Source organism: Planctomycetota bacterium (assembly GCA_039182125.1).
Taxonomy (GTDB): Bacteria; Planctomycetota; Phycisphaerae; order Tepidisphaerales; family Tepidisphaeraceae; genus JBCDCH01.
In genome coordinates, this window is the sequence record JBCDCH010000036.1 from 1 (window position 1) to 22,513 (window position 22,513).

The 22,513-nt window shown below is 64.5% G+C and carries 18 protein-coding genes and 1 pseudogene; 10 read left to right on the plus strand and 9 right to left on the minus strand.

The window, feature by feature from the left end; all coding sequences use genetic code 11:
* On the minus strand, positions 1–398 hold a 398-nt coding region (locus AAGD32_10660; GenBank protein MEM8874706.1), incomplete at its 3' end, for an L-lactate permease.
* Positions 399–444: 46 nt separating this feature from the next.
* Between AAGD32_10660 and AAGD32_10665 the strand changes: the two genes are divergently transcribed.
* Genes AAGD32_10665 through AAGD32_10680 form a run of 4 tightly spaced genes read left to right on the plus strand, consistent with a single transcriptional unit; the run spans position 445 to position 4,183 of the window.
* Complete coding sequence (locus tag AAGD32_10665; protein ID MEM8874707.1) at positions 445–1,068, plus strand: NAD(P)H-hydrate epimerase; 624 nt, start codon at positions 445–447, stop codon at positions 1,066–1,068.
* A complete protein-coding gene (locus AAGD32_10670) occupies positions 1,065–1,769 on the plus strand; it encodes a pyridoxine 5'-phosphate synthase (protein MEM8874708.1) in 705 nt (234 codons plus the stop codon). Before AAGD32_10665 ends, AAGD32_10670 begins: the two co-directional genes overlap by 4 nt.
* Positions 1,770–1,799: 30 nt before the next feature.
* Entirely contained in the window at positions 1,800–2,666 is an 867-nt protein-coding gene (gene dapA, locus AAGD32_10675; protein MEM8874709.1) for a 4-hydroxy-tetrahydrodipicolinate synthase, read from the plus strand.
* Positions 2,663–4,183 carry a type I 3-dehydroquinate dehydratase gene (locus tag AAGD32_10680; protein MEM8874710.1) on the plus strand — a complete coding sequence of 507 codons (1,521 nt, stop codon included), beginning with the start codon at positions 2,663–2,665 and terminating at the stop codon, positions 4,181–4,183. The genes dapA and AAGD32_10680 overlap by 4 nt, the downstream gene beginning before the upstream one ends.
* On the opposite strand, the gene AAGD32_10685 is transcribed toward AAGD32_10680, so the two are convergent.
* From AAGD32_10685 to ispF, 3 genes are read right to left on the minus strand one after another with little or no spacing between them, the layout of a single operon-like run.
* Positions 4,171–4,605: a secondary thiamine-phosphate synthase enzyme YjbQ gene (locus tag AAGD32_10685; protein ID MEM8874711.1), complete on the minus strand. Its 435-nt coding sequence runs from the start codon at positions 4,603–4,605 to the stop codon at positions 4,171–4,173. The genes AAGD32_10680 and AAGD32_10685 overlap by 13 nt on opposite strands.
* A gap of 21 nt (positions 4,606–4,626) precedes the next feature.
* Positions 4,627–6,030 (minus strand): cysteine--tRNA ligase, encoded by a 1,404-nt coding sequence (gene cysS / locus AAGD32_10690; GenBank protein ID MEM8874712.1) that lies wholly within the window; start codon positions 6,028–6,030, stop codon positions 4,627–4,629.
* Positions 6,030–6,500 (minus strand): 2-C-methyl-D-erythritol 2,4-cyclodiphosphate synthase, encoded by a 471-nt coding sequence (ispF, locus tag AAGD32_10695; GenBank protein ID MEM8874713.1) that lies wholly within the window; start codon positions 6,498–6,500, stop codon positions 6,030–6,032. Before ispF ends, cysS begins: the two co-directional genes overlap by 1 nt.
* Before the next feature lie 24 nt (positions 6,501–6,524).
* On the opposite strand from ispF, the gene AAGD32_10700 reads away from it, so the two are divergent.
* The 4 genes from AAGD32_10700 (at position 6,525) to AAGD32_10715 (ending at position 13,057) form a co-directional block, all read left to right on the plus strand.
* Positions 6,525–7,109 carry an ECF-type sigma factor gene (locus tag AAGD32_10700; GenBank protein MEM8874714.1) on the plus strand — a complete coding sequence of 195 codons (585 nt, stop codon included), beginning with the start codon at positions 6,525–6,527 and terminating at the stop codon, positions 7,107–7,109.
* Positions 7,110–7,176: 67 nt separating this feature from the next.
* Positions 7,177–9,678 carry a serine/threonine-protein kinase gene (locus tag AAGD32_10705; GenBank protein ID MEM8874715.1) on the plus strand — a complete coding sequence of 834 codons (2,502 nt, stop codon included), beginning with the start codon at positions 7,177–7,179 and terminating at the stop codon, positions 9,676–9,678.
* 66 nt (positions 9,679–9,744) lie between these two features.
* Positions 9,745–11,973, plus strand: coding sequence for a hypothetical protein (locus AAGD32_10710; GenBank protein MEM8874716.1), 2,229 nt, complete (start codon positions 9,745–9,747; stop codon positions 11,971–11,973).
* Positions 11,974–12,076: 103 nt separating this feature from the next.
* Positions 12,077–13,057 carry a redoxin domain-containing protein gene (locus tag AAGD32_10715; GenBank protein ID MEM8874717.1) on the plus strand — a complete coding sequence of 327 codons (981 nt, stop codon included), beginning with the start codon at positions 12,077–12,079 and terminating at the stop codon, positions 13,055–13,057.
* On the opposite strand, the gene AAGD32_10720 is transcribed toward AAGD32_10715, so the two are convergent.
* From AAGD32_10720 to AAGD32_10740, 5 genes and pseudogenes are all read right to left on the minus strand, one after another.
* A complete protein-coding gene (locus AAGD32_10720; protein ID MEM8874718.1) occupies positions 13,038–13,913 on the minus strand; it encodes an archaemetzincin in 876 nt (291 codons plus the stop codon). The genes AAGD32_10715 and AAGD32_10720 overlap by 20 nt on opposite strands.
* 88 nt (positions 13,914–14,001) lie before the next feature.
* Positions 14,002–15,384, minus strand: a complete 1,383-nt coding sequence (locus tag AAGD32_10725; GenBank protein MEM8874719.1) for a sigma-54 dependent transcriptional regulator — start codon at positions 15,382–15,384, stop codon at positions 14,002–14,004.
* A gap of 29 nt (positions 15,385–15,413) precedes the next feature.
* Complete coding sequence (locus tag AAGD32_10730; protein MEM8874720.1) at positions 15,414–16,283, minus strand: ATP-binding protein; 870 nt, start codon at positions 16,281–16,283, stop codon at positions 15,414–15,416.
* Between the two features lie 191 nt (positions 16,284–16,474).
* Positions 16,475–16,666, minus strand: a pseudogene (locus AAGD32_10735) (cold shock domain-containing protein).
* A gap of 401 nt (positions 16,667–17,067) precedes the next feature.
* Positions 17,068–17,829: an alpha/beta hydrolase gene (locus AAGD32_10740; protein MEM8874721.1), complete on the minus strand. Its 762-nt coding sequence runs from the start codon at positions 17,827–17,829 to the stop codon at positions 17,068–17,070.
* Between the two features lie 115 nt (positions 17,830–17,944).
* Between AAGD32_10740 and AAGD32_10745 the strand changes: the two genes are divergently transcribed.
* Together AAGD32_10745 and AAGD32_10750 are read left to right on the plus strand one after the other, a co-directional pair.
* A complete protein-coding gene (locus AAGD32_10745) occupies positions 17,945–18,550 on the plus strand; it encodes a DUF6655 family protein (protein ID MEM8874722.1) in 606 nt (201 codons plus the stop codon).
* A gap of 13 nt (positions 18,551–18,563) precedes the next feature.
* Complete coding sequence (locus AAGD32_10750; protein MEM8874723.1) at positions 18,564–22,511, plus strand: hypothetical protein; 3,948 nt, start codon at positions 18,564–18,566, stop codon at positions 22,509–22,511.
* Positions 22,512–22,513 lie beyond the last annotated feature (2 nt).

Below are 22,513 nucleotides of genomic sequence, written 5' to 3' on the forward strand. Positions count from 1 at the left end.
ATCCCGATCAGCAGCAGCGGGACGATCGCCCCCGGCGTGCCAAAGCCCGCAACGCTCTCGAAGAACGCCGCAAGAAACAACGCCAGGAAAAAGAATCGTACCTGCCGATCTGGATGAACCGTTTCGAGGGACCGCTCCAACTCCCCCAACGCCCCGGTCTGCTCCATGACGACGTACAGCAGGATCGCCCCAACGACGATCATCAGGATCGTGAGCGTACCCCCGGCGGCATTGACCAGCGCACCAACCAGCGTCGCCCCGTCGCCGCCGTCGACGAAAAACAAACCGACCGTTACCGCGAAGGCAAGTAACACGGCCTGCTTCACGCCCCACGTCAGGCTGAGGATCAGCAGCAGGATGATCGGAACGAACGGGAGGATGCCGGTGATCCAGGACATGCCGTCCGCATTGTTGGCACGCACATCCGGTCGTAATCTCTGGCAGATGCGACTCACCCGCGCCCAAGTCCGCGAAATCGACCGGCGAGCCATCGAAGAGCTCGGCATCCCAGGAATCGTGCTGATGGAGAACGCGGCGCGTGCGGTGGCGGATGTCGTCGACCACGACCGCGTTGTTATCGTCTGCGGCGGCGGCAACAACGGCGGCGACGGCTACGCCATCGCCCGACACCTGCACAACCGCGACGTCGACGTGACAATTGTCGCCACGAAGCACGATCTCGCAGGCGATGCGAAAATCAACGCCGACATCTGTCGCAACATGGACCTGCGAACGGTCGACGACTTCGAGCCTGCCGACTATCCGTGTGCGATCGACGCCCTGCTCGGTACTGGCTTGGCTAAACCGCCCAGACCTGATGCCGCCGAGTGGATTCGCAAGATCAATCAGGTCCCCACCCGCATCGCCGTCGACGTGCCCAGCGGGATCGACTGCGACACCGGCGCCGTCCTCGGCGGAGAAGCGGTGCGAGCACTCACCATCGTCACGTTCGTCGCCGAGAAGGTCGGCTTTCCGAACGCGACCGAACACCTCGGCCGAGTCATCGTCGGTGACATCGGCGTGCCGCCCTCGTTGGTTCGCGAGGTCGTCGCTACCATGCCTGCGTGACGCTCCTCTCGGTGAACCTCAACAAGATCGCGACGCTGCGGAACACCCGGGATGTCGGCTATCCCGACGTCGCACGCTTCGGCCGCATCGCGCTCGATGCCGGGGCACACGGGCTCACCGTCCACCCCCGGCCGGACGAGCGACACATCCGCGCGGCCGACGTGCCGATCATCGCCGGCGTCTGCAACGCCGCGGGTGTCGAGTTCAACATCGAGGGCAACCCTTTCGAAGGCCGGTTCATGGAGCACTGCCGTGAAGTGCGCCCGACGCAGGCGACGCTGGTTCCCGACACCCTGGAGCAATCGACCTCGGATCACGGCTGGGACTTCGCCGCCGACCGCGATCGCCTGACGCCGATCGTGGAGGAACTGCGTGAGCTCGGCTGCCGGGTCAGTGTCTTCGCCGATCACGACGCCGACATGGACGCCGCCGCCGCGACCGGGGCGGATCGGGTCGAGCTTTACACCGAGCCGTATGCCGCCGACCCGTCGATGCTGTCGAAGTTCGCCGCCGCCGCCGAGCGTGCCACCGCTGCCAGGCTGCACATCAACGCCGGGCACGACCTCAACCTCGACAACCTCGCCGCGTTCGGCGGCGCGGTGCCCGGCCTTCTCGAAGTCAGCATCGGCCACGCCCTGATCGCCGACGCTTTGGAACTCGGCATGTTCGAAGCGGTCAAGCGGTATCTCCGTTGCCTGTAAGACAGGCTGTGCCCGCCCTACAGTCCCGCCATGTTCAGCGGCGCACTCACCGCGTTGGTCACCCCGTTCAAAGACGGCAAGGTCGACGAAGCCAGGCTCATCGAGCAGGTCAAGTTCCAACTCGATGCCGGCATCGACGGCCTCGTCCCTGTTGGCACGACCGGCGAGAGCCCGACGCTCGACATGAACGAGCACAAGCGTGTCATTGAGATCGTCGTGGAGACCGCGGCCGGCCGGGTGCCGACCATCGCCGGGGCCGGCGGCAACTCGACCGAGGAAGCGCTCGAACTGCACAACCACGCGAAGGCCGTCGGTGCATCGGCCGCTCTCTCGGTGAACCCGTACTACAACAAGCCGACGCAGGAAGGTCTGTATCGGCACTTCATGAAGCTCGCTGACGCGATTCCGTTGCCGATCGTGTTGTACAACATCCCCGGTCGCTGCGGGGTCAACATGTCGCCCGACACCATCGCCCGCCTCGCCGAACACCACGGCATCGTCGCAATCAAGGAAGCGACCGGCTCCTGCGACCAAGCCTCGCAGATCCGACAACGCTGCGACCTGCCCATCCTCTCCGGCGACGACTCGCTCACGCTGCCGCTGATGAGCATCGGCGGCGTCGGCGTCATCAGCGTCGCGAGCAACCTGATCCCCAACAAGATCACCGCGATGGTCCGGCAGGCGGCCGACGGCGATTTCACAGCGGCGCGCGGCATCCACACGCAGGTTTTCCCGCTCTGCCAGGCCCTGTTTCTCGAAGGCAATCCGGGTGGCGTGAAGAAGGCGATGCAACTCCTCGGCCGCGACAGTGGCGAGATGCGGCTGCCGCTTTGGGAAGTTGGCGACGCGACGGCCGCCGCCATCAGGCACGCGTTGCAAGGGTTGGGGTTGCTGTGACTCGACTGTGTGTGCCGATCTTCGTCCGGGGCATCGAGCAGGCCCGCAAGGACATCGCCGGGGCGGTCGAAGCCGGGGCCGATGTGATCGAGCTGCGGCTCGACGCGATCGAATCCGAGGAAGATGTGCTCATCCTCACCGGCGGCTTCGACATCCCGTTCATCCTCACCGCCCGCACCATCCACGAAGGCGGCGAAGACACCCGCTCGGTCAGCGATCGGCTCTCGTTCCTGCGGGCTTGCCGTGAGGCGGTCGGCTCGGCCACGCACGTCGACATGGAAGCGGCCTCGCTGGAGCAACTCGCGCTCGGCGACTTGCCCGAAGCCGAGGAGTTGATGGCACTCGAGGAAGGCTCGCTCATCGCCTCGGCCCACGATTTCAAAGGCCGGCCCGCGACGCTGACCAAGCTCTTCGCGGAGCTGCGGTCGATGGGCGACATCCCCAAGGTTGCCTGGCAAGCACGCAGCATCCGCGACAACGTCGAAGCCTTCGAACTGCTCGAACAGGCCCCTGGCTCGATCGTGCTCTGCATGGGCGAAGCCGGGCTGATGTCGCGGGTGTTGGCGAAAAAGTTCGGAGCCTACCTCACCTTCGCATCGCTCCGCGACACCAGCGCCACCGCACCCGGACAGCCGACGATCGACGAACTTAAAACCCTCTACCGCTGGGACCGCATCGGTCGTCGCACGAAGGTCTTCGGCGTCGTAGCGGATCCGGTCGCGCACTCGATGTCGCCGGCGGTGCACAACGCTGCCTTCGACGCGACCGGCTACGACGGCGTCTACCTCCCAATGCTCGTGCAGGGTTCATACGAGTCTTTCAAAGCGTTCATGGAGACCGTCGCCCGGTTCACGCCCCTGCACCTGACCGGGCTGAGCGTGACGATCCCGCACAAGGAACACGCGCTGCGTTACCTCGATGAGATCGGCAGCAACGTCGACCCGCTGGCTCGAACGATCGGCGCGGTCAACACCCTCGACCGCGTCGGCGAATCCTGGCACGGTCGCAACACCGACTGCGGCGCGATCGTCGAAAGCGTCGGTGACGTGGCCGGCAAGCATTGCGTGGTGCTCGGCGCGGGCGGTACGGCGCGGGCGGCGGTCGCCGGCATCCTCGACGCCGGCGGCAACGTCACGCTGCTCAATCGCACACGCAGCCGGGCCGAGAAAATTGCCGACGACTTCCCCACGATCGACGTGGGTGATTGGGACGAGCGAGACACGGTGGCCGGCGACGTGTACCTCAACACCACGTCGATCGGCATGTCACCAGACGTCGATGCTTCGCCCTACGACACGCTGCCGCCGATGGATGGCGCCACGGTGTTCGACGCGGTGTACAACCCGATCGAAACGCGCTTGCTACGAGAAGCACGGGTTGCCGGAGCGCGCACGGTGAGTGGGTTGGAAATGTTCGTCCGCCAGGCCGCCGCGCAATCCCGAGGTTGGACTGGCCTCGACGCACCGAACGACATCATGCGGGCCACCATCGAAGCCGCGCTGGATCAGCCGTCGTAGCTGTACGATCCGAAAACTTTGACCATGACCTGCCGCGTACGAGGACCATCGAACTCGGCGAGGTAAATCCCCTGCCACCGGCCAAGCTGCAGCTTCCGACCTCGGGCAAACACGAACGTTGCATTACCGACCATCGACGTCTTGAGATGACTGTCAGAGTTCCCCTCGGCGTGGCGGTAAAACGGCTCATCCTTCGGCACCAACTGGTCGAGCTTGGCCAGAAGATCATGACGCACGTCGGGATCGGCGTTCTCCTGGATCGTCACGCCGGCCGTTGTGTGAGGGACAAAAACGTGAACAACCGAACTATCGAGTTCGAGATTTGCCAGCACACTCTCGACCCTCTCGGTGATGTCGACAAACACGTTGCGAGCTTCCGTCTCGACATCGAAGGCGTAGGTCTTTGAGAGTTTCTCGGGCATGGCGGCGTTATACCACGCCGATTAGCCGATGTGCCAAGTCGTGCCGTCTTTGCCGTCCTCCAGCACGACACCGAGGTCGGCCAAGCGATCGCGGATGGCGTCGGACGTGGCGAAATCCTTGGCCTTTCGCCGTTCCAGACGCAACTCGACGAACAAGTCGAGCAGCTTGCCAGTGAGATCGTCGCGGGTCGGCGGCGTGAGCAGATCGAGGCCGAGCAATCCGCCAAGTTCGCCGAGCGTCACCGCTGCCGCCGCGGCTTCGGTGTCGTCGGCGTGTTTGGCGATGGCGTTGTTCAGCTCGTGAAGTGCCGCGATCGCGCCGGCGGTGTTGAAGTCGTCGTCCATTGCGTCGGCGAACTTGCGCTGGGCCTCGGCGACCGCATTGGCAAGTCCGCCGACTTCGCCGGCTTCAACCTTGCTCAGACGCTCGGCGGTGCGGGCAAAGTTGGCCATGCCCTTCTTCGTCGCCTCGATCACGTCGTCGTGGAAGTCGATCGGACTGCGGTAATGCGTGGCGAGAATGAGATAGCGCAGCGTCCGCGGTGTGTGCTGCTCGAAGAACTCGGCGGCGGAGATGACGTTGCCGATCGAGCCGGACATCTTTTCGTCCTTCCACTCGCCGCTGACCGCCTTGGTCTTCATGCGGGTCAGGCCGTTGTGGAGCCAGTACTTCGCGAACGGCTTGCCGGTCGCTCCCTCGCTCTGGGCGAGTTCGTTCTCGTGGTGCGGGAACATCAGGTCCAACCCGCCGCCGTGGATATCGAAGGACTCGCCGAGCAGCTTCATGCTCATCGCGCTGCACTCGATGTGCCAGCCAGGTCGGCCCTTGCCCCACGGACTGTCCCAGTTCGGCTCGTCCGGCTTCGCCGCTTTCCACAGGGCGAAGTCGCGCGGGTCGGTCTTGCCGTCGATGACGACGTCGCGGGTGGTGGCTTCGGCTTCGTCCGGGCGTCGGCCGCTGAGCTTGCCGTAGTCGGCGTCCTCGCTCACGTCGAAGTACACATTCCCATCACCGGCGTACGCCTTGCCGTTGGCGATGAGACGCTCGCAGAGCTTGATGATGTCGGCGATGTGGTCCGTGGCACGCGGGTAGGCGTCGACGGTGTCGATGCCGAGCGCGATCAGCGCCGCCTTGTACTCCGCTTCGTACCTGGTCACGAGCGACTCGACGCTGACGCCGAGCTCGTTGGCCTTGTTGATGAGCTTGTCCTCGACATCGGTGATGTTGGTGACCCAGGTGACGACGTACCCGCGATGGGTGAGCCAGCGCTTGATCGCGTCGAAGATGACCGGGCCGACCATGTGGCCGACGTGCGGCGGCTTGTACACGGTCGGGCCGCAGAGATACATCCCGACCTTGCCGGGTTCGACCGGCTCGAACGTCTCCTTGCGTCGGGTGAGCGTGTTGTGGATGCGGAGGCTCATCACGCGGACTCTAGGAGCACCACCACCTGGGCCGCGATCGCTTCGCCGCGGCCGATGGCGTCGAGGCCTTCGTTGGTGCCGGCTTTCACGTTCACCGGGGCGTCGAGCATCCCCCCAATCGCGTCGCGAATCGCGGCCTTGAACGGATACAGCTTCGGCCGCTCGGCGTGGATCATGCAATCGGCGTTGGCCACGGTGTAGCCGGCCTCGCGGACCCGCCGCAGCGCCTCCTCCACGAACACCCGGCTCTCGGCATCTCGCCAACGCTCATCACTCGGCGGGAACAGATCACCGATATCCCCCGCCCCGATCGCCCCGAGCAAGGCGTCGGTCAACGCATGGAGCACCACGTCGCCGTCGGAGTGGGCGATGGCGGACATCTCCTCGCTGACGACCACGCCGCCGAGCACGAGCTTGCCGCCGCTTCGAAGTTTGTGAATGTCATGGCCGAGGCCGATGCGGATTCGCATGGGGATGTGTGGTATGTTGCTTGGGTGCCGGAGGAAAACGGACAGGCCGACCCATCGACGCCCGACGATCGGCTCGTCGAACTGTACGAGAAAATGCGGCGTGTCGCCTCCACGATGATGCGGCACGAATCCTCCAGCCACACGCTCCAAACGACCGCGCTCGCCAACGAAGCCTACATGCGTCTGCAGCGGGACCGACAGGTGAAGTGGCAGGACGACGGGCAGTTCTTCGGTGCCGCCGCGGAGGCGATGCGGCGGGTGCTCATCGACCACGCCCGCAAGCATCTTGCCGCCAAACGCGGCGGCAACAGCACGGATGGGAACAAACGCCGAGCACGCAAGGTCAGCTTCGACGTCGTCCAACTCGCCGCCGAGGATGACGTGGATCAGCTCGTCGATCTGAACGATGCGCTCGAAGCACTCGCCGCCGAGGACGAGCGGTCGGCCGAGGTCGTGCGGCTGAGGATTTTCGCCGGTCTCGAAGTCGAGAAGATCGGCGACGTGCTCGGCATCAGCGAACGCACCGTGCGTCGGGAGTGGACCTTCGCGAAGACCTGGCTTTACGACCGCCTGTCCGGTGGCGACGACGAGTCACGCGACACCTCGTAGGGCAGGCACGGCCTGCCACCTCGATGACGCACGCATTCGGCAGGCAGTGCCTGCCCTACGAAAAACGATGCCCACGCTCAGCACGATCAAAGATGTCTTCGGCGAAGCGCTCGACCTGCCGGCGGGAGAGCGGGATGCGTTTCTCGGCGCTCAGCCGGACGACGTGCGGACGGCGGTGCAGCGCCTGCTCGACGCCGAGACCGACGCGGCCGAGGCGGATGAACCGCAATCCGTCGGCGGCTGGATCGACGGCGGCAACGCGCCGGCCCCTGGCCAAACGTTCGGCCAATACACGCTGGTCAAGAAGCTCGGCGAAGGCGGCCACGGCGAGGTCTGGGAAGCCGACCAGCAGCAACCTGTCCGCCGACGCGTGGCGATCAAGCTGCTCAAGACCGGCCTTGACGAAACCCAACTCGCCGCCCGCTTCGGTGCCGAGCGGCAGGCGTTGGCGTGCATGGACCACCCCGGCGTCGCACGGGTCTACGACGCTGGAAAAACGGACGACGGTCCCGGCGGTGCCGGGCGGTTGTTCCTCGTGATGGAGCTCGCGCCGGGCAAGCCGATCACCAAGTTTGCCGCGGCGGAAAACCTCACCCTGCGTGAGCGTCTGCGCTTGTTCGAACGCCTCTGCCGCGCGGTCCAGCACGCCCACCAAAAAGGGGTGATCCACCGCGACATCAAGCCGGCGAATGTGCTGGTCTGGCGTGACGGTGACGACACGCCGATGAAGGTGATCGACTTCGGCATCGTCAAGCTCCTGCGGCCTGACGACGAGCGGTTCGATACCGACACGCCACGGACCGAGCAGACGCAGCTCATTGGCACGCCGCAGTACATGTCGCCCGAGCAGGCGGCCGGCGAGACGGTGCTCGATGTGCGGTCGGATGTGTATGCGCTGGGCGTGTTGCTCTACGAACTAACGACCGGCTTGAACCCCCACGTCGCGGCGGCGAAGGAAAAGAGCAAGCGTGCCGTGCTGATCGCGGCTCGGGACCTTGATCCACCGACGCCTTCGTCATTGGTGAAACTGCCGCGCGAGTTGGACTGGATATGCGGGCAGGCGTTGGCGAAGGAGCCGGGCGAGCGGTACGCGACGGCCAACGAACTCGGCGACGATGTGCGGCGCTACCTCGACCGCCTGCCCGTCGAAGCCGCCCCGCCATCGTGGGTGTATCGGCTGCGGCGTCACGCGGCACGGAACAAGCCGACCTTCATCGCGGCGGCTGCCGCAGTGTTCCTGCTCATCGGCGGCGCGATTGCGACGTCGGTGCAGGCGGTCCGTGCGACACGGGCCGAGACGGTCGCGCTGGACCAGCGCGACGAGGCCGAACGGCAACGTCAACAGGCAGAGGAGCAACGTGCGATCGCCGTCGCCGCGGAACTCGACGCCGAAAACAAAGCCGCCGAGGCCGAGGCGGTCTCGCAGTTTTTCCAACGCGTGATGTTCGGCGCCCGCCCGGAGTACTCGCCCGACGATCGAGAGGTCATCCTGAAAATGCTGCGGGCCGCGGCCAGAGGATTGCGGTCGGACTTACTCGATCGTCCGTCAGTGCGTGCTGAGCTTGCCGACATGATCGCGATGATCCATCTGGAGCTACAAGCTCCCGAGGAAGCCGAGACGCTCGCGGAGCAAGCGTTCACGATCCGCCGCGACATGTACGGTCCCGACGATCCGCGCACGCTGCGGTCGATGACGCTCGTCGCCAACGTCGTTCGGCAGAAAGGTGATTTGGAAAAGGCCGACAAGATTTTCCACGAAGTCCTCGAACTCGCCGAGCAGCGCGGGCTTGCCGAGGAGCATCCGGTCATCGGCTTTTCGCTCGAAGGCTTGGCCGTTTCGGCGCTGACGCGCAAGGCCTACGCCGAAGGCTTGCCGCATGCCGAGCGGTTCGCCGAGGGGCTTGAAGCCGCCGGGTTCGCGGACGGGGACTACGCAAAACGTGAACGTCTCGGCATCGCCTGGCAGACGCTCGCGGCTTTGCGGATTTACATGGCCGAGACGGACGAGCAGCGTGCCGAAGGCCTCGCCCTATCCCGGCGTTCGGTCGACCTCGTCAGCGACCTGCCGATCCTCCAGGCCGCCCGCGTCGGGATCATGCGAGTTCACGAACAGAACGCGCTTCGGGCTCAGGATTTCGACTACTACTTCACCGCGATCGCCGACCGGTTTGAGCTGATCGACGCCGAAGTCGACCTGCCGCCGGCATCAACATTCGACCGCCGTTTCCGGCTTCTTCAACAGTACGTCTCAGCCCATGAACAAGGCCGACTCCACGAGGGTCACCGGCCGCGCTACCTCGCGATCGCCGTGGAAACCCACCGCGACGTCAAGGAGATCTTCGGCGAGAAGCATCCGATGCGGGCCTTTGCCGCCTTGATCCACTACTTCATGCTCGTGATCAACGAATCGCCGGTCGAGGCGGTCCGGCTGGCCGACCGGGTCATCGCGGAGATCGGCGACGCCCTGCCTGGCGACCCGGCGCTGGGGGATCTGAAGAACTCCGCAGACAACATGCGAGGCCATTTGGAGGAGTTCAACCAACCGGTCGAAAATTCCGGCAATTTGTGACCGGTGCGGCGAGTTGTCTCCGCGACATGGGATGAAGGCGATTCTGCCACACCCCGGAGACCCACCATGCTCGACGCCCGGCTCGACACCCGCCCCGACGCACGCTGCCAGATGGAAACGATGGAACCCCGCAAGCTCCTCGCGGTCGGTCCCGACATCGTTTACGCCACCCTGTCCGAATCACAGGCGACCAATGGCGACTTCTACCACGAGAAGGTCTCGGCCATGCGGGCCGAACTCTCGCCCATGATGAAGACGATGGTCGACGGCACCATCGACAAGGGCGGCAGCGACGTCGACGTCTTCCGCGTCCAGCTCAAGAAGGGCCAGATCTTTACCGCCGACCTGAACTCGACCAACCAAGGCGTGAGCCTCGGGTACATCGGTGCCCCGCCGCCGGAGCAGAACGACTTCTCGATGGAACTGCTCGATCGCCGCGGCAACCGGATGATCAAGTACGACACGGCCGTGGACCCGCTCAGCGGCGAAACCAGCGAGGACCCGGCGTTCGCGATGCGGGTGAAGAAGTCAGGCACCTACTACGTCCGCATCGCCTCGGGCCTCGAAACCGACCGCGATCAGAACTACGAAATCTCGCTTCGCACGATCGGCCTGAACTTCCTCGACATGGCCGAGTCGTACCTCAAGCACTCGTCCCAACAGCCGATCGTCACGCTCCGGGGGGAAACGTTGACGTTCAGCGGGCCGACGGGCGAGGGCTTCGACATGGTCGGCAACTGGACCCGCACCCTCCGCGGCGACGGCGTCAACAAGTACGCGGAGTACACCGCCACCGGCGAGGTCCTGCTCCGCACCGGGCTCGGCGACATCCCGATCTCGCCCGACAGCGAGCTGCTCGACGACGTGCGTCCGTTCAAGGTCACGACCAAGCCGCATGTGTGGAGCAACTGGTACGGCGAGCTCGACAAGATCGAGTGGGTCGGCGACCTCGCGCTCGAACGTCTCGGCGGCGGATTCCAGCGTGGCTTCGGCCTGGAGATGTTCGGCATCAACGGGCCGCAAACGCAATGGGGCATCAAGATGGGCAGCGACCCGCTGCTGCAGTCGTTCGACATGCCGCTCAACCCGGCCCAGCCGTACCTGTTCTACTCGCACCGCACGGGCATGAACGTGAAGTTCGGCAACTTCGAAGCTTCCGCGCCCAACAGCTACGGCCTGAACATCGTCGTCGACCCGGCCGACGCGTTCTTCATCGGCGGCGAGGGCATTCCGGTCGTCGGCGACGTCGGTATCGGCGTCAGCTTCGACGGCAAGATCCCCGTCTCCACCGACGTCGACCTCCGCGGCGACATCGACAAGGACGTCTACGCCCACGCCTGGTTCAAGGGCGGCGTCGACATCAGCCAGATCACGCCGAAAGTGCCGTTGGAGCTACGCGGCGAGGTGTTCTACGACTTCGACGCCAACGACGACGGCCGCAACCTCGACAACTCCAAGCTCGCGCTCGACACGCTGATCACCACCGGCGGCAAGGGTGATTCGAGCGAAAGCCGATTCGAGCGGGCCATCCAGGACATCGGCATCTTCGCCAACGGCGAGGCGTGGGTCGGGTACGAGAAGAAAGGCTTCGGCTTCAAGATGAAGGTCGGCGAGATGTCGGCCGGCGTCCGAGGTGACACCGGCGAGCTCGCCATCAAGGGCGGGACGATCAACCCCTTCGCCGACGTCCCGGTCGTGGGTCGCTACCTCGCCCCGAGTCCGCAGGTGAAGTTCGACGGCTATGCCAACTTCCACAGCGGCGACTTCGACGCGACGCTCAACGGCAGCTGGCGGATGGGCGTGTTCCCGATGACGGGCACGCTGCGGCTCGACAACAACGGCATCTTCGCCGACGTCCGCACCAACACCCCGCTGGGCCGGGCGAACCTCACCGGCGAGATCACGCCCAACAGCTTCGACCTGCGGGCCAACGCGAACGTGAACCTCGGCATCCTCGACGCCCGTGCGAACTTCCGCATGTACGCCAGCAGCTCGCAGTTCAAGTTCTCCGCTAGCCTGTCGGGCAACTACGACCTGTCGGTGACCATCGCCGGTGACCGCGTCGGTGCCTACGGCTACCTCAACGCCAGCGCCACCTTCGGCTACGGCGGCAGCGGGCTCACGATGGCCGTCTCCGGCTCGGGCAGCATCACCCTCGACCCGCCGCTGATCCCACGCCTGACCCTCTCGGCCGGCGTGAAGATGAACAGCCGCGAGCTCGGGCTGAACTTCAAGATCGACCTGCCCAGCCCCGTGCCAGACGTGTGGATTCGCCCGCGCTTCGCTCTGAAGTAACGCACATTTTGCGGCCGCGACGAAGTCGCCCGGGTCCGAGGCTCACGCCGGACTCGGGCGACTTCGTTACACCGCTACACGGCAGATCTGTTACCGTGCTGGTATGGGACTTTTCCGCGCGATTGCCGCCGCTTTCGTTGCCGCCTTTCCGCTGGTCGCCCTAGCCGCGCCGGAGTTCCCGCCGGGCGTCTGGAGCGACGGTGGGGATTACTCGATCGACGACTTCGACGGCAAGGTCCTCGTGCTCGTGTTCTACGACGACGGGTGCAGCAAGTGCGCCGCCTCGACTGAGGAGTACGCGAAGCTGCAGGAGGCGTTCGAAGACGAGCCGGTGTACGTGTTCGCAGTCGCGGTCAACGACAGCGAAACATCGGCCGCGCAATACGCCAAGACCAACGGGATGGGCGTGCCGGTCTTCGTCGACAACGCCGGCCTGCTCACCGCCGCGTACGGCCTGGACATCCCGCACGACGGCAACCGGAAGTTCATGGTCGTGCGTCCCGACGGCTCGATCCGCAACTGCGGCTTCATGCCGAACCACGCGACGGATCACGTCGGCGAGTTGGCCGAGGACGTTGCGACGATGTTCGACTTCAGCGACGTGCCGGAGATTTTCGTGCCGGTGTTGCGGGACATCGAGATCGGCAAGTGGGGCCGGGCGCTGCGGACGGCCGAGCCGGGACTGCGATCGCCGGACGATGCGGTGCGGGAAGCCACCGAGCGGCTGTTCGTCACCGCCGAGGAGCAGGCGGACGTGTTGCTCGCCGAAGCGGCCGAAGCCAACGATGCCGGCGACGCCCTGGCCGCGATGCTCAAGTACGAGACGGTCGTCGAGGAGTTCAGCGTCTTCCCCGACCGCGTCACCGCCGCCCGCAAAGCCGCCCGGCCGTTGCAGAAACATCCCGACGTCCAGAAAGAGATGGCCGCGCGGGAGCGGTACGCCATGCTGACCAACGGCCTGCGCCAAGCCACGCCACAGCAGGCCGACGACGTCCGTGCCTTCGCCCGCAAACTCGTCACCGAATTCCCCGACACGCCAACCGCGAAGCGAGTCGAGGGCTGGCTCAAGGTTGCAGACGACTGACGCGCCGCTCGATCCAACCCGCCGATTCTTCGTCGCCGATCCCCCGCAGATGATCGGCGACGTCTTCGTAACGCCGCACCACGTCGAAGCCGACGGCATGGTGCAGTTTGTGCAGGCAGACCGGGCAGAGCGTCATCGGCTTGGCGTCCATCTCGGGGCGGCTGTTCGAGCCGTTCATCAGGCAGTGGTGCGCGATGCAGTGTCGGATGCCGAACATGTGGGCGGTCTCGTGGGCGATAACTTTGAAGCTTCGCTTGCGGAAGTCGGGGCTGCCCGGTTCGCCATAGCGGGCGAAGCTCTGCACGCCCACGCGGTTGCGGAGCGATGCCTGGCCGAAAACGAAGTTGCTGCCCGGCCCAGTCCACAGGTCGGTCACGGTGAGCCCGAGGATGCAGAATGCATCGTCGGGGAGCCGGCGCTTGAGTTCGGCAAGAATGTCGTGGGTGAGCCATTGCGTCTGGCCAGCGTTCTCCCGGCTCTCGATCTCGCTCGGGGCCGGCAACCAAGGCTCGAGCACTGCGACCGGCAACCCCGTGAAGTCGGCAAGCCCGTCGGCGATCTGATTCAGCGGCCCGATGTCGTCGCCGATCGGCAACAGGTAGATCATCCGCCGATCGTCCGTGGGCACCGGCGGGTCACTCGCGACGTACTCGGCGAAGTTCTGTCCGGCTTCCTCATAATTCGCCAGCCAGTCCAGCGGCCCCGGTGTCGGCAATGGCTCAACGTCGGCGGTGTCCGAGAACCACGCAACGTCGGTCGGCGTCTCGGCGATCGGACGGATGACGAGGTACAGCACCCCCGCGGCCAAGATGAGCAAGACCACGATCGACCAAAGGATGACGCGAACACTCGGCATAAAACCATGTTTAGCGGACGCAGCGAAGCTGCCCAAGTCCGCCACCGTCCACGGGCAACTTCGTCGCTCCCGCTAAACGAAACCATCCCTACTTAAGCTCGTACTCCTTGATCTTCCGGTAGAGCGTGCGTTCGCCGATGCCGAGCATTTTGGCGGCTTTTTCGCGGTTGCCGTCGGTCATTTCGAGGGTGTTGCGGATGAGTTCCTTCTCGGCTTGCTGGACGGAGATGCCAACGAGGCCGGACATGCCGGCGTCGGCGACCGTGCCGTTGGCGCCCTTGATCTCTTCGGGAATCTGCTCGATGCCGAGTTCGCTGTCGGTGGCGAGGACGACCATCTCCTCGATGGCGGTTTTGAGTTGGCGGACGTTGCCGGGCCAACTGAAGCCCATGAGTTTCTGCTGGGCCTCGGCGGTGACACCGGCGATGTCCTTGCCGTATTTCTCGGCCGACTGCTTGAGGAAGAAGTGCGTGAGCAGCGGGATGTCCTCACGCCGTTCGCGCAATGGCGGCAGATGCACGGTCACGCCCTTGATGCGGAAGTACAGGTCCTGACGGAAGCTGCCGTCGTCGACCATCTGTTGGAGGTTGCGGTTGGTCGCGCTCACGAGGCGGACGTCGACCTCCTTCGGCTCGTTGGAGCCGAGGCGGACGACCTCGCCGTTCTCCAAAACGCGCAGGAGCTTGGCCTGCATGGACTGGGGCATGTCGCCGACCTCGTCGAGGAAGAGCGTGCCTTTGTCGGCGTGTTCAAACCGGCCCGCGCGGTCGCCCTGGGCACCGGTGTATGCGCCCTTCACGTGGCCGAAGAGCTCGTCCTCCAAAATCGTCTCGGCGAGGCCGGCGCAGTTGAGCGCGACCAAGCGTTTGCGTCGACGTTGTGAGTGGTCGTGGATGGCGCGGGCGATGAGTTCCTTGCCGGTGCCGGACTCGCCGGTGATGAGCACGGGGATGTCGGAGGGTGCGATCTGCTTGGCGGTCTTGATGACGTTCTGGATGCCGGGCGACTTGCCGATTATCCCCTCGAAGCCGCCGCGATCCATGAGCTCGGCTTCGAGGACTTCGTTCTGCTGACGCAATGCGCTGGACTCGGCGGCGCGGTTGACCTGGGCGCGGAACTCGTCGAGGTCGAGCGGCTTGGTGATGTAGTCGTACGCCCCTTCTTGCAGCGCGGCCTTGCTGGTCGGGACGTCGTTCACGGCGGTGACCAAGATCACCGGCGGCGGCGGGGTCAGGTCGCGGCTGCGTTTGATCAGCTCCAGCCCATCGTGCGGGCCGTCCATCCGCATGTCGGTGACGATGACGTCGAACTTCTTCTGCCCGAGCCGCTCCTCGGCTTCGGTGAGGTTGTAGGTCACGTCGCACTTGTGCCCCATGCGGATCAACGCCTCGCACATGACGTCGGCATGGTCGGTCTCGTCGTCGACGATGAGCACCCGGGCCTGGTGCTCGGCTTTCTTGGCATCTGCCATCGTGCCAATGATACACGCCGGGCGGGCTGTCAGACTGGCAGACGGATCGTGAATGTGCTCCCCCGACCGACTTGCGAATCGAGGGCAACTTCGCCGTTGTGGGCGTCTGCGATGCGGCGGACCATCGCGAGACCGAGGCCTGTGCCGCCCTTGCGTTTGCTGTAGTAAGCGCCGAAGATTTTCGGCTGATCCTCGGCGGCGATGCCGGGGCCGGTGTCGGTGACGCGCAGCTCGTACCACTTGCCGATCGCGCGGGCGGCCAGTTCGAGCCGACCGCCATCGGGCATGTGCTGCACGGCATTGAGCGCGAGGTTCAGCACCGCCTGCTTGATCTGCTTCTCGTCGATCTGCGCCGTGAGTGCGATGTCCGGGCGGTTGACGTTAAGAACCACGTTCTGCGAAGCTGCTTGCGGGGCGAAGAAGTCGGCGACGTCTTCGATGAGTTGGCCGAGATCGTGCGGTGCGGTTTCGACCTCCACCCTGCCGGCGTAGCGCAGGAAATCGTCGAGGATCTCGCGCAGTCGGATGGCCTCGCTGTGAACGGTGTTCAGGCGTTTGTGGGAGCGTTGCGGGACGTGCGGAATCTCATCGAGTTCCTCGTCGAGCAGCTGCAGGTTGAGGCCGATGGTCGAGAGCGGGTTCTTGATCTCGTGAGCGAGTCCGCCGGTGAGTTGGCCGAGCTCGGCGAGCCGCTCGGCCTCCCGGGTTCGGCGTTCGAGCAACACGAAACGCCGATAGCCCCAATAGCCGATCGTCGCGGCCAATCCGCCGACAAGGATCGCACCCAACAACGTCCCGACGACCAACCCGGCCCAATAGCCCTGGTCGTACGACAAGACGTTGACTTCAGCAAGTAGCGCGACGGTCGCGGGTGGACAACTTGGTCGAAGGACCGACATGCACGGCGACGGTAGGTCCGGCCGACGTATCAGAAGCGATCGCCGTGGTCGACACCGTTTCCGGCGTGCGAAGCCAGTTGGCCTTCGGCCGCGTCGGACACATGCGAACCGGGATCGTTGTCGTGGTCGGTGATGCGGCCCGTGCCGTTGCCGTGGCTCTTGGGTACTTCGTTGTCGGCCTTGGTGAAGCGCTCGACGTTCTTGGCGAAGTCGCCTTTCTCGCCGGAGTGGAGTTCGTAGCGGACGCGCTCGCCATCCTTAAGCGTGCGAAAGCCGTCACCGATGATGCTTGAGAAGTGGATAAAGACGTCCTGTCCGTCGGGGCCTTCGAGGAACCCGAATCCCTTCTTGACGTCGAACCATTTGACGGTGCCTTCGATCATGGGATTGTCCATTTCTTCGCGAATGAACGGGGTGAGGGACACACCCGAATGAAACAGCATGACTCGGAAAAGACGGCCCCCACCGGCCATCGGTTGATTTCCGTGTGGCGATCGCATCGTCGCTTCGGTCGCGACGACCCGAACCCACCTGCCGTGTTCGCGGGAGCGGTCATCCGGTCGTGTCTCCCTAAACACGACCGACACCTCGCCCTGCTCCCGCTTTATAGCCGTCACCGGCCTAAACAGACCCAGGTGACGACAGGCCGAGGGACAACGCCCTATCCGGCTACATGCCACATTAACGGAGTCGGTATGTGAGATGCAACACACGGCGACATGTTTTTTCGAGTTCCCTCCATACGTTCCGAGATTTTTGTCAGGATTGCGGCCGTCGGTACGGGTTATCGGCCCCAGCCGTGACGTCTGAGCCAAACCCCGCAGCGATTCGCCCAATCCGCGACTTCAGGCGGGTCATCGGGGTCGAGACATAGCCCCAACCCGTGCCGGCCCCGCTCATAGACGTGCAGTTCGAACGGCACCCCCTTCTCGGCCAAGGCCGCGGCGAACATCGTGTTGTGAACTGGGGCGACGACCGCATCCTCGGCCGTGTGCCAGAGAAATGTCGGCGGCGTTTGGGCGGTCACATGTTGCTCGCTACTGAGGTGCGTGAGCAATTCAGTTGTTTGTAAGTCGGCGAGCAAGTTCTGCCTGCTGCCCAAGTGTGCCGCGGCGGTAAGCAGATCGATCACGGGATAGCACAGCACGAGGTAGTCGGGCCGGGCCGTCGTACCGACATACGTTTCGTTGTGATGCGTCGCCAAGGTACTGGCGAGATGCCCGCCGGCACTGAAGCCGATGACGCCGACGGGAACTTGGCCGACGCGTCGGCGAACTTGTCGCATCGCTTCGGCGGCATCGATCAACGGGGCAGGGTGTCGGTTGGGCGCGATACGGTAACGAAGGACGGCGGCGGAGATGCCGAGTTCCTTGAGCCAATCGCCGATGGTCTCCGCTTCGTGATCGGCGTGCGAACCGTAACCACCGCCCGGCAGTACAAGACACGCCGACCGATGTTCGGCGACGGGCATCCAGCGCAGGGTCACCGCCGACCTCGGGTCACTCGTTTCCACGTCCGGCCAAAGGGGTTCCAACGACGGGTTCATGCCAAGATCATGCTCCGCGCGGACGTGCCGAACAATCGCCCCATTACCGAAACTCTCTCCGATCGGTTAGCGTTGCCTATCCCATTTGTTCTTTACGCTTCGCATTGCCACCTCCATGAACCCGTCGACCGTTCTCTTGCTGCTCGTCTTTCTCGCGGGTTGTTCGACCATCCGAACCACCGATCCCCCGCGGACCGCGACCGAGCTGTTTTTGCTGAACAAAGCCACGGAACTCGCGGTCGAACAGCTCAGCTTCGCGGAACTGCGTGACCGACAGATTTTCGTCTCGGCGGAGTACGTCTACGGCACGTTTCAACCGAGCCAGGAACAGGCGTACCTCATGGGTGAGGTTCGTGCCCGGTTGCTCAACAGCGGGGCAAGGCTGGTCAATCGCCGCGAAGATGCCGAGATCATCGCCGAGGTTCGCGTCCAGTCGCTGGGCATCGACCGCCTTGAGTATCTCTTCGGCCTGCCGGCAATCACCGCCGCGAGTGATGAACTGGCCGGAGACGGTGAAGCGGTGGTAATTCCGGAGATCGCCTTCCTGCGGAACTTGCGCCAGAAAGGCTTCTCTGCCTTGGCGATCGTAACCTATTGGCGTGAGGGCGGTGAACTCGTGAGCAGCACCCCGGTGGTGGTCGGCAAGACCAGCCGCGAGGATTTCTGGATCTTCGGAGTCGGCCCGCAAACCGTCGGCAACATCCCGCCCGCCGACCAGTAGTACGGAGCGCGTCATGGCGAAGAACAAGCCTGCAAAGACGGCCAAGCCCAGAGCCTCCCGCAAGCGGATCGACCGGTGGTGGAAACGGTACCTCCGTCGTCTCGCTGTCGTGATGGTGCTGTTGCTGGTGATCGTCAGCGTGTTGCTGGTGGCGGTCCAGCTTGTGCTTTGGTCGGGGCTGCCCCGTGACATTGCCGTGAGCACGATCCGGGCGCAGACAGGCTTGGACACGTCGGTCGGCGCGGTGGAGATCTCACTGCTCGGCGACGTCAAAGTTCGAGAGGTCGAACTCACGCTTCCCGAGACCGCCGTCCCGGTCCAGGCCGGCGCGCCGCGTCCGGCCGACATCACTCCCGAACCGTTCGCGCGGGTCGAAGAAATCAGCGCCAAGCTCCCCCCGCTGCCGCTGGTTGCCGTCCAGTTCCTGGCAGGCAAGCCCAACGTCAATCTCGTCGACATCGAGGGCATCACCGTCGATGCCCGCCAGTATGACGACGGCACCTGGAACCTCCAGCGCATCGCCGAGCAGGTCCAGCGCACCCTTGCCAAACCAACGGCGCAACCCGAATCACAAGGCTTGGCCTTGCCATTGTCCCTGCCGTTGCCCAAGGTCGATCTCCGCGACATCACGCTTCGAGCGATGGACAACAAAGGCCGGCGGCAAACGATCGCGCCGATTTCCGTCTTCGCCGAAAGCGACAAACCGTTGCACTGGACGTTCAAGGTGTCGCTGCCAGAAACAACGGGGATGGACGGGGCGCCGCTGCCGCGTTCGATCACCGGGGAACTCGTGCCGGCCGGCCGGTTCGATCACGTCGTTTACGTCGAACTGCCCAACGCGGCGGCACTCATCGACCCGATCATCCCGCTGCCCGGAACGGGTGTTCAACTCAACTGGGTCGGCAACCTCGCCGACGGCATCGACGGCCAGCTTCGCCTCGAGAAGATTGCTATCGACATCCAGAACGGCGTGACCATCCGCGGGGACGTACTGGCCAAGGCAGGCTCCCGCGGCGGCCCGCTGTTCCAGGCCGACGTCGTCGAGATCGTCATCGACAACGTGCCCCAGGTCGGCACAGTCATCATCACGTCCGGCACACTCAACTTCGACGGCAAGACCGCCCGGCTGACGGACGGTCGGGCCGAACTGCTCGGCGGCACCGCCGCCATCCGTGAAGCCGCGATCGACGTCGCCAACCTCGTCGGCAACGCCGACCTCAAGCTCACCGAACTGACCTACGCCGGCAACACCGTCAGCGGCAACGCCAACCTCGACGTGCGCCGATCGAACACCGACGGACTGTCGATCGAGCTGACCGGGGATTTCGGCGGCAACTCCGTGGCCGGCCCTTTCGCCGCGCGAGTCGACGTCAACGGGTCCGGTGAAAGTTTTCGTGAACTCGATTGGAGGGCAAGCGTTGATGAAGCCCACGTTGTCCGCGGCGGGCAACGGATCGACCTGCCGATCCTTGTCGCCAATGCATCGACGGCGTTCTTGGACGAACTCACGCAAGTGCTTCTGAAAGAGGTACGAACCGACGACGTCGATTTGCTCCGGGCCGAGGGCGGCTTGACACTTTCGGCGGACGAACGCATTTGGTGGTTCTACGGCGAGATCGCGGACTTGGCGCTGACCTTGCCACGTCTGCCGGAGTCGAACAATCAGGTCACGCTCGCCGGATTGGTCAACGTGTGGGGGGAGTTGCCAAGGGACCAGAGCAATGGCCTGACCGTGATCATCGATCAGCTCTACGGCACCGGCGGCGGGTTGGTCGTTTCCGGCTCGGGCAAGTTCACTCCCGGCGGTGCCGCCGATGCGGAACTCACCGACACAGCCACCGGCGACCTTGCCGAAAACCTCGCGTCAGTGTTGCCTTTGCAACTCGCGTTGACGGTCTCGGACAACGGCGAGGTCGGGGCCAGCAGCACCATCGTCGACGGCAACATTCGTGGCAACTTCAATCTCGCGGGCGACCCTGATCCCGAACGCTGGTTCATCGAGTTCGACGGCAAGCTCGACGCGATGAACCTCGCCGTCGCCAGCCAGGCGATCGACGACATCGGCGGCGACATCACCGGATCGCTCAACGCCAAACGCATCGTCGTTCAAACGCAGAACGTGCGGGGCCTGGGCGGAACCGCGGCGTTGGACGTCATGGCACCCCTCGATGCGACCGAACCGATCCGCGGCACGCTTGCCGTTCGTGACATTGAACTTGCCCAGGTCGGTCGCATCGCCAACCTGCCGCCGCTGTCTGGCCGACTCGCCAATGCCGACTTGGCGCTCGCCGCTGAAACACTCACCGCCGATGCCCTCCGCGTCGACGGTAGTTTTGCGGTGCTTCCCGAAGGCACGGATCCGAAGATCATCGCCGGCCCCTTGGTCGTCGGCGAGTCGATCACCGGCGACATTCGGTTGCGTGGCTTCGACCTCTCCGCCACCAACATCACCGTCACCAGCACCCGTGAACTCGGCGGCCAACCCAGGCGCGGCAACGTCATCGCCAATGCGTTCGTCTCCCTCAACGACCTACAACGCATCACCGCCAATGTCGATGTCGATGACTACTACATCGACCTGCCCGCCCTGAGCGATGCGTTGGATGTCGTCGTCAACGACTTCGATGCGAACGAGTTGGTCATCACCTTCGAGCCCGACAAGCTCTTGCCGTCGGTGGACGGCATGATCAACCTCGACGCCGACGTCACGATCGCACAGGTCACGGACATGGTCGAGATCTCCGTTGCCGCCGAGGCGCGCGACCGGGCGTTCAACATCAACGACCTGCGTATCGCCATGGCGACCGCCGGTGAGTTGACCGGCGAAGCCAGATTTCCTTTCGACGAGCCGGCCGCGTCAACGTTCCGGCTCATCGGCGACGACCTTGATCTGAGCCCGCTGTTGACGGACTTCGCCGGCGAAACGGCGCTCGATCAAGTGTCGGGCATCTGGGACATCGACGTCAACCTTCGGCCCGCCGACGTGAAGCGCCCACTCGCACCGCTGCAACTCGACATCGACGTCGACGTCGAAGACGGCCAGTTCATGGGCATGTCCATCGGCGGGCTTGACGTGCGGGCATTCGCGGACCTCGCCTTCACCGACGAAGCCGGCCGGTCCGCGTTTCAGTTCAACAAGTTCGTCACCCGCTACGCCATCGCCCGATTCGCCGAGGGAACGGTCGATACCTTCGCCCGAGTCACGCGCAAGATGGTCACCGACAGCGACGGCTCGGAGCAACTCGTGTTGCAGTCGCTGGTCACCATCGATATCGGCAGCGACAGCCAGACGCCAGACGCGGCCGCACCGCTGGATCTCAAGCAACTCGTCGGCCTCGTGAACCCCGACGGCATCGGCGCCGCCGGGCTCGTGAACGGCAAGATGAACTTCGGCGGCGACCTGCTCGACATCACCCGCGCGGTCGACGAGGTCAACCGACGCCGCGCGGCCGAACTGGCCGGCACCCCGGTCGATGACGCCAGCATGGCCAGTGCCATCGACGTCTTCGGCGGTAGCGGGCGGCTCAACCTCACCGAACTCGGCATCTACGGGCCCAAAGCCCGAACCATCGGTTTCGATGCCAGAGACGACTCGCGCGGCAACGGTGAGGGCACCATTGGCTTTGACTTCTTCCGCGGCAACATCCGGGCCAAGGACATCAACATCCGCGTCACTCCGATCCAGGTTCGCGGCGCACTGAGCATCGACAACGTGCTCTTCACCGACGACCCGCCCATCGACGGTTACATCGTCGCGTTGGCCTCACCGCTGGGCGACATCGACCTGCCTTTCGTCAACAACGCCGACCAACTCCTCACCGCGATCCAAAGCGCGGCGAATCTCCAGAGCTTCCGCATCCAAGGCACCGTATCCAACTTCGAGCCTGTGCCGGCTGCGTTCGCCGAGATCGGCGACCAGACCAAGAAGCTGCTCGTCGGCGATGCACGGGACTCGCGCTAGAC

What these genes read in the sequence shown, in the direction of transcription:
- AAGD32_10750 (MEM8874723.1), top strand. Translation starts at nt 18,564, where the DNA reads ATGGCGAAGAACAAGCCTGCAAAGACGGCCAAGCCCAGAGCCTCCCGC.
- AAGD32_10710 (MEM8874716.1), top strand. Translation starts at nt 9,745, where the DNA reads ATGCTCGACGCCCGGCTCGACACCCGCCCCGACGCACGCTGCCAGATG.
- cysS (MEM8874712.1), bottom strand. Translation starts at nt 6,030, where the DNA reads ATGAGCCTCCGCATCCACAACACGCTCACCCGACGCAAGGAGACGTTC.
- AAGD32_10740 (MEM8874721.1), bottom strand. Translation starts at nt 17,829, where the DNA reads ATGAACCCGTCGTTGGAACCCCTTTGGCCGGACGTGGAAACGAGTGAC.
- AAGD32_10730 (MEM8874720.1), bottom strand. Translation starts at nt 16,283, where the DNA reads ATGTCGGTCCTTCGACCAAGTTGTCCACCCGCGACCGTCGCGCTACTT.
- dapA (MEM8874709.1), top strand. Translation starts at nt 1,800, where the DNA reads ATGTTCAGCGGCGCACTCACCGCGTTGGTCACCCCGTTCAAAGACGGC.
- AAGD32_10685 (MEM8874711.1), bottom strand. Translation starts at nt 4,605, where the DNA reads ATGCCCGAGAAACTCTCAAAGACCTACGCCTTCGATGTCGAGACGGAA.
- AAGD32_10665 (MEM8874707.1), top strand. Translation starts at nt 445, where the DNA reads ATGCGACTCACCCGCGCCCAAGTCCGCGAAATCGACCGGCGAGCCATC.
- AAGD32_10705 (MEM8874715.1), top strand. Translation starts at nt 7,177, where the DNA reads ATGCCCACGCTCAGCACGATCAAAGATGTCTTCGGCGAAGCGCTCGAC.
- AAGD32_10745 (MEM8874722.1), top strand. Translation starts at nt 17,945, where the DNA reads ATGAACCCGTCGACCGTTCTCTTGCTGCTCGTCTTTCTCGCGGGTTGT.
- ispF (MEM8874713.1), bottom strand. Translation starts at nt 6,500, where the DNA reads ATGCGAATCCGCATCGGCCTCGGCCATGACATTCACAAACTTCGAAGC.
- AAGD32_10715 (MEM8874717.1), top strand. Translation starts at nt 12,077, where the DNA reads ATGGGACTTTTCCGCGCGATTGCCGCCGCTTTCGTTGCCGCCTTTCCG.
- AAGD32_10720 (MEM8874718.1), bottom strand. Translation starts at nt 13,913, where the DNA reads ATGCCGAGTGTTCGCGTCATCCTTTGGTCGATCGTGGTCTTGCTCATC.
- AAGD32_10725 (MEM8874719.1), bottom strand. Translation starts at nt 15,384, where the DNA reads ATGGCAGATGCCAAGAAAGCCGAGCACCAGGCCCGGGTGCTCATCGTC.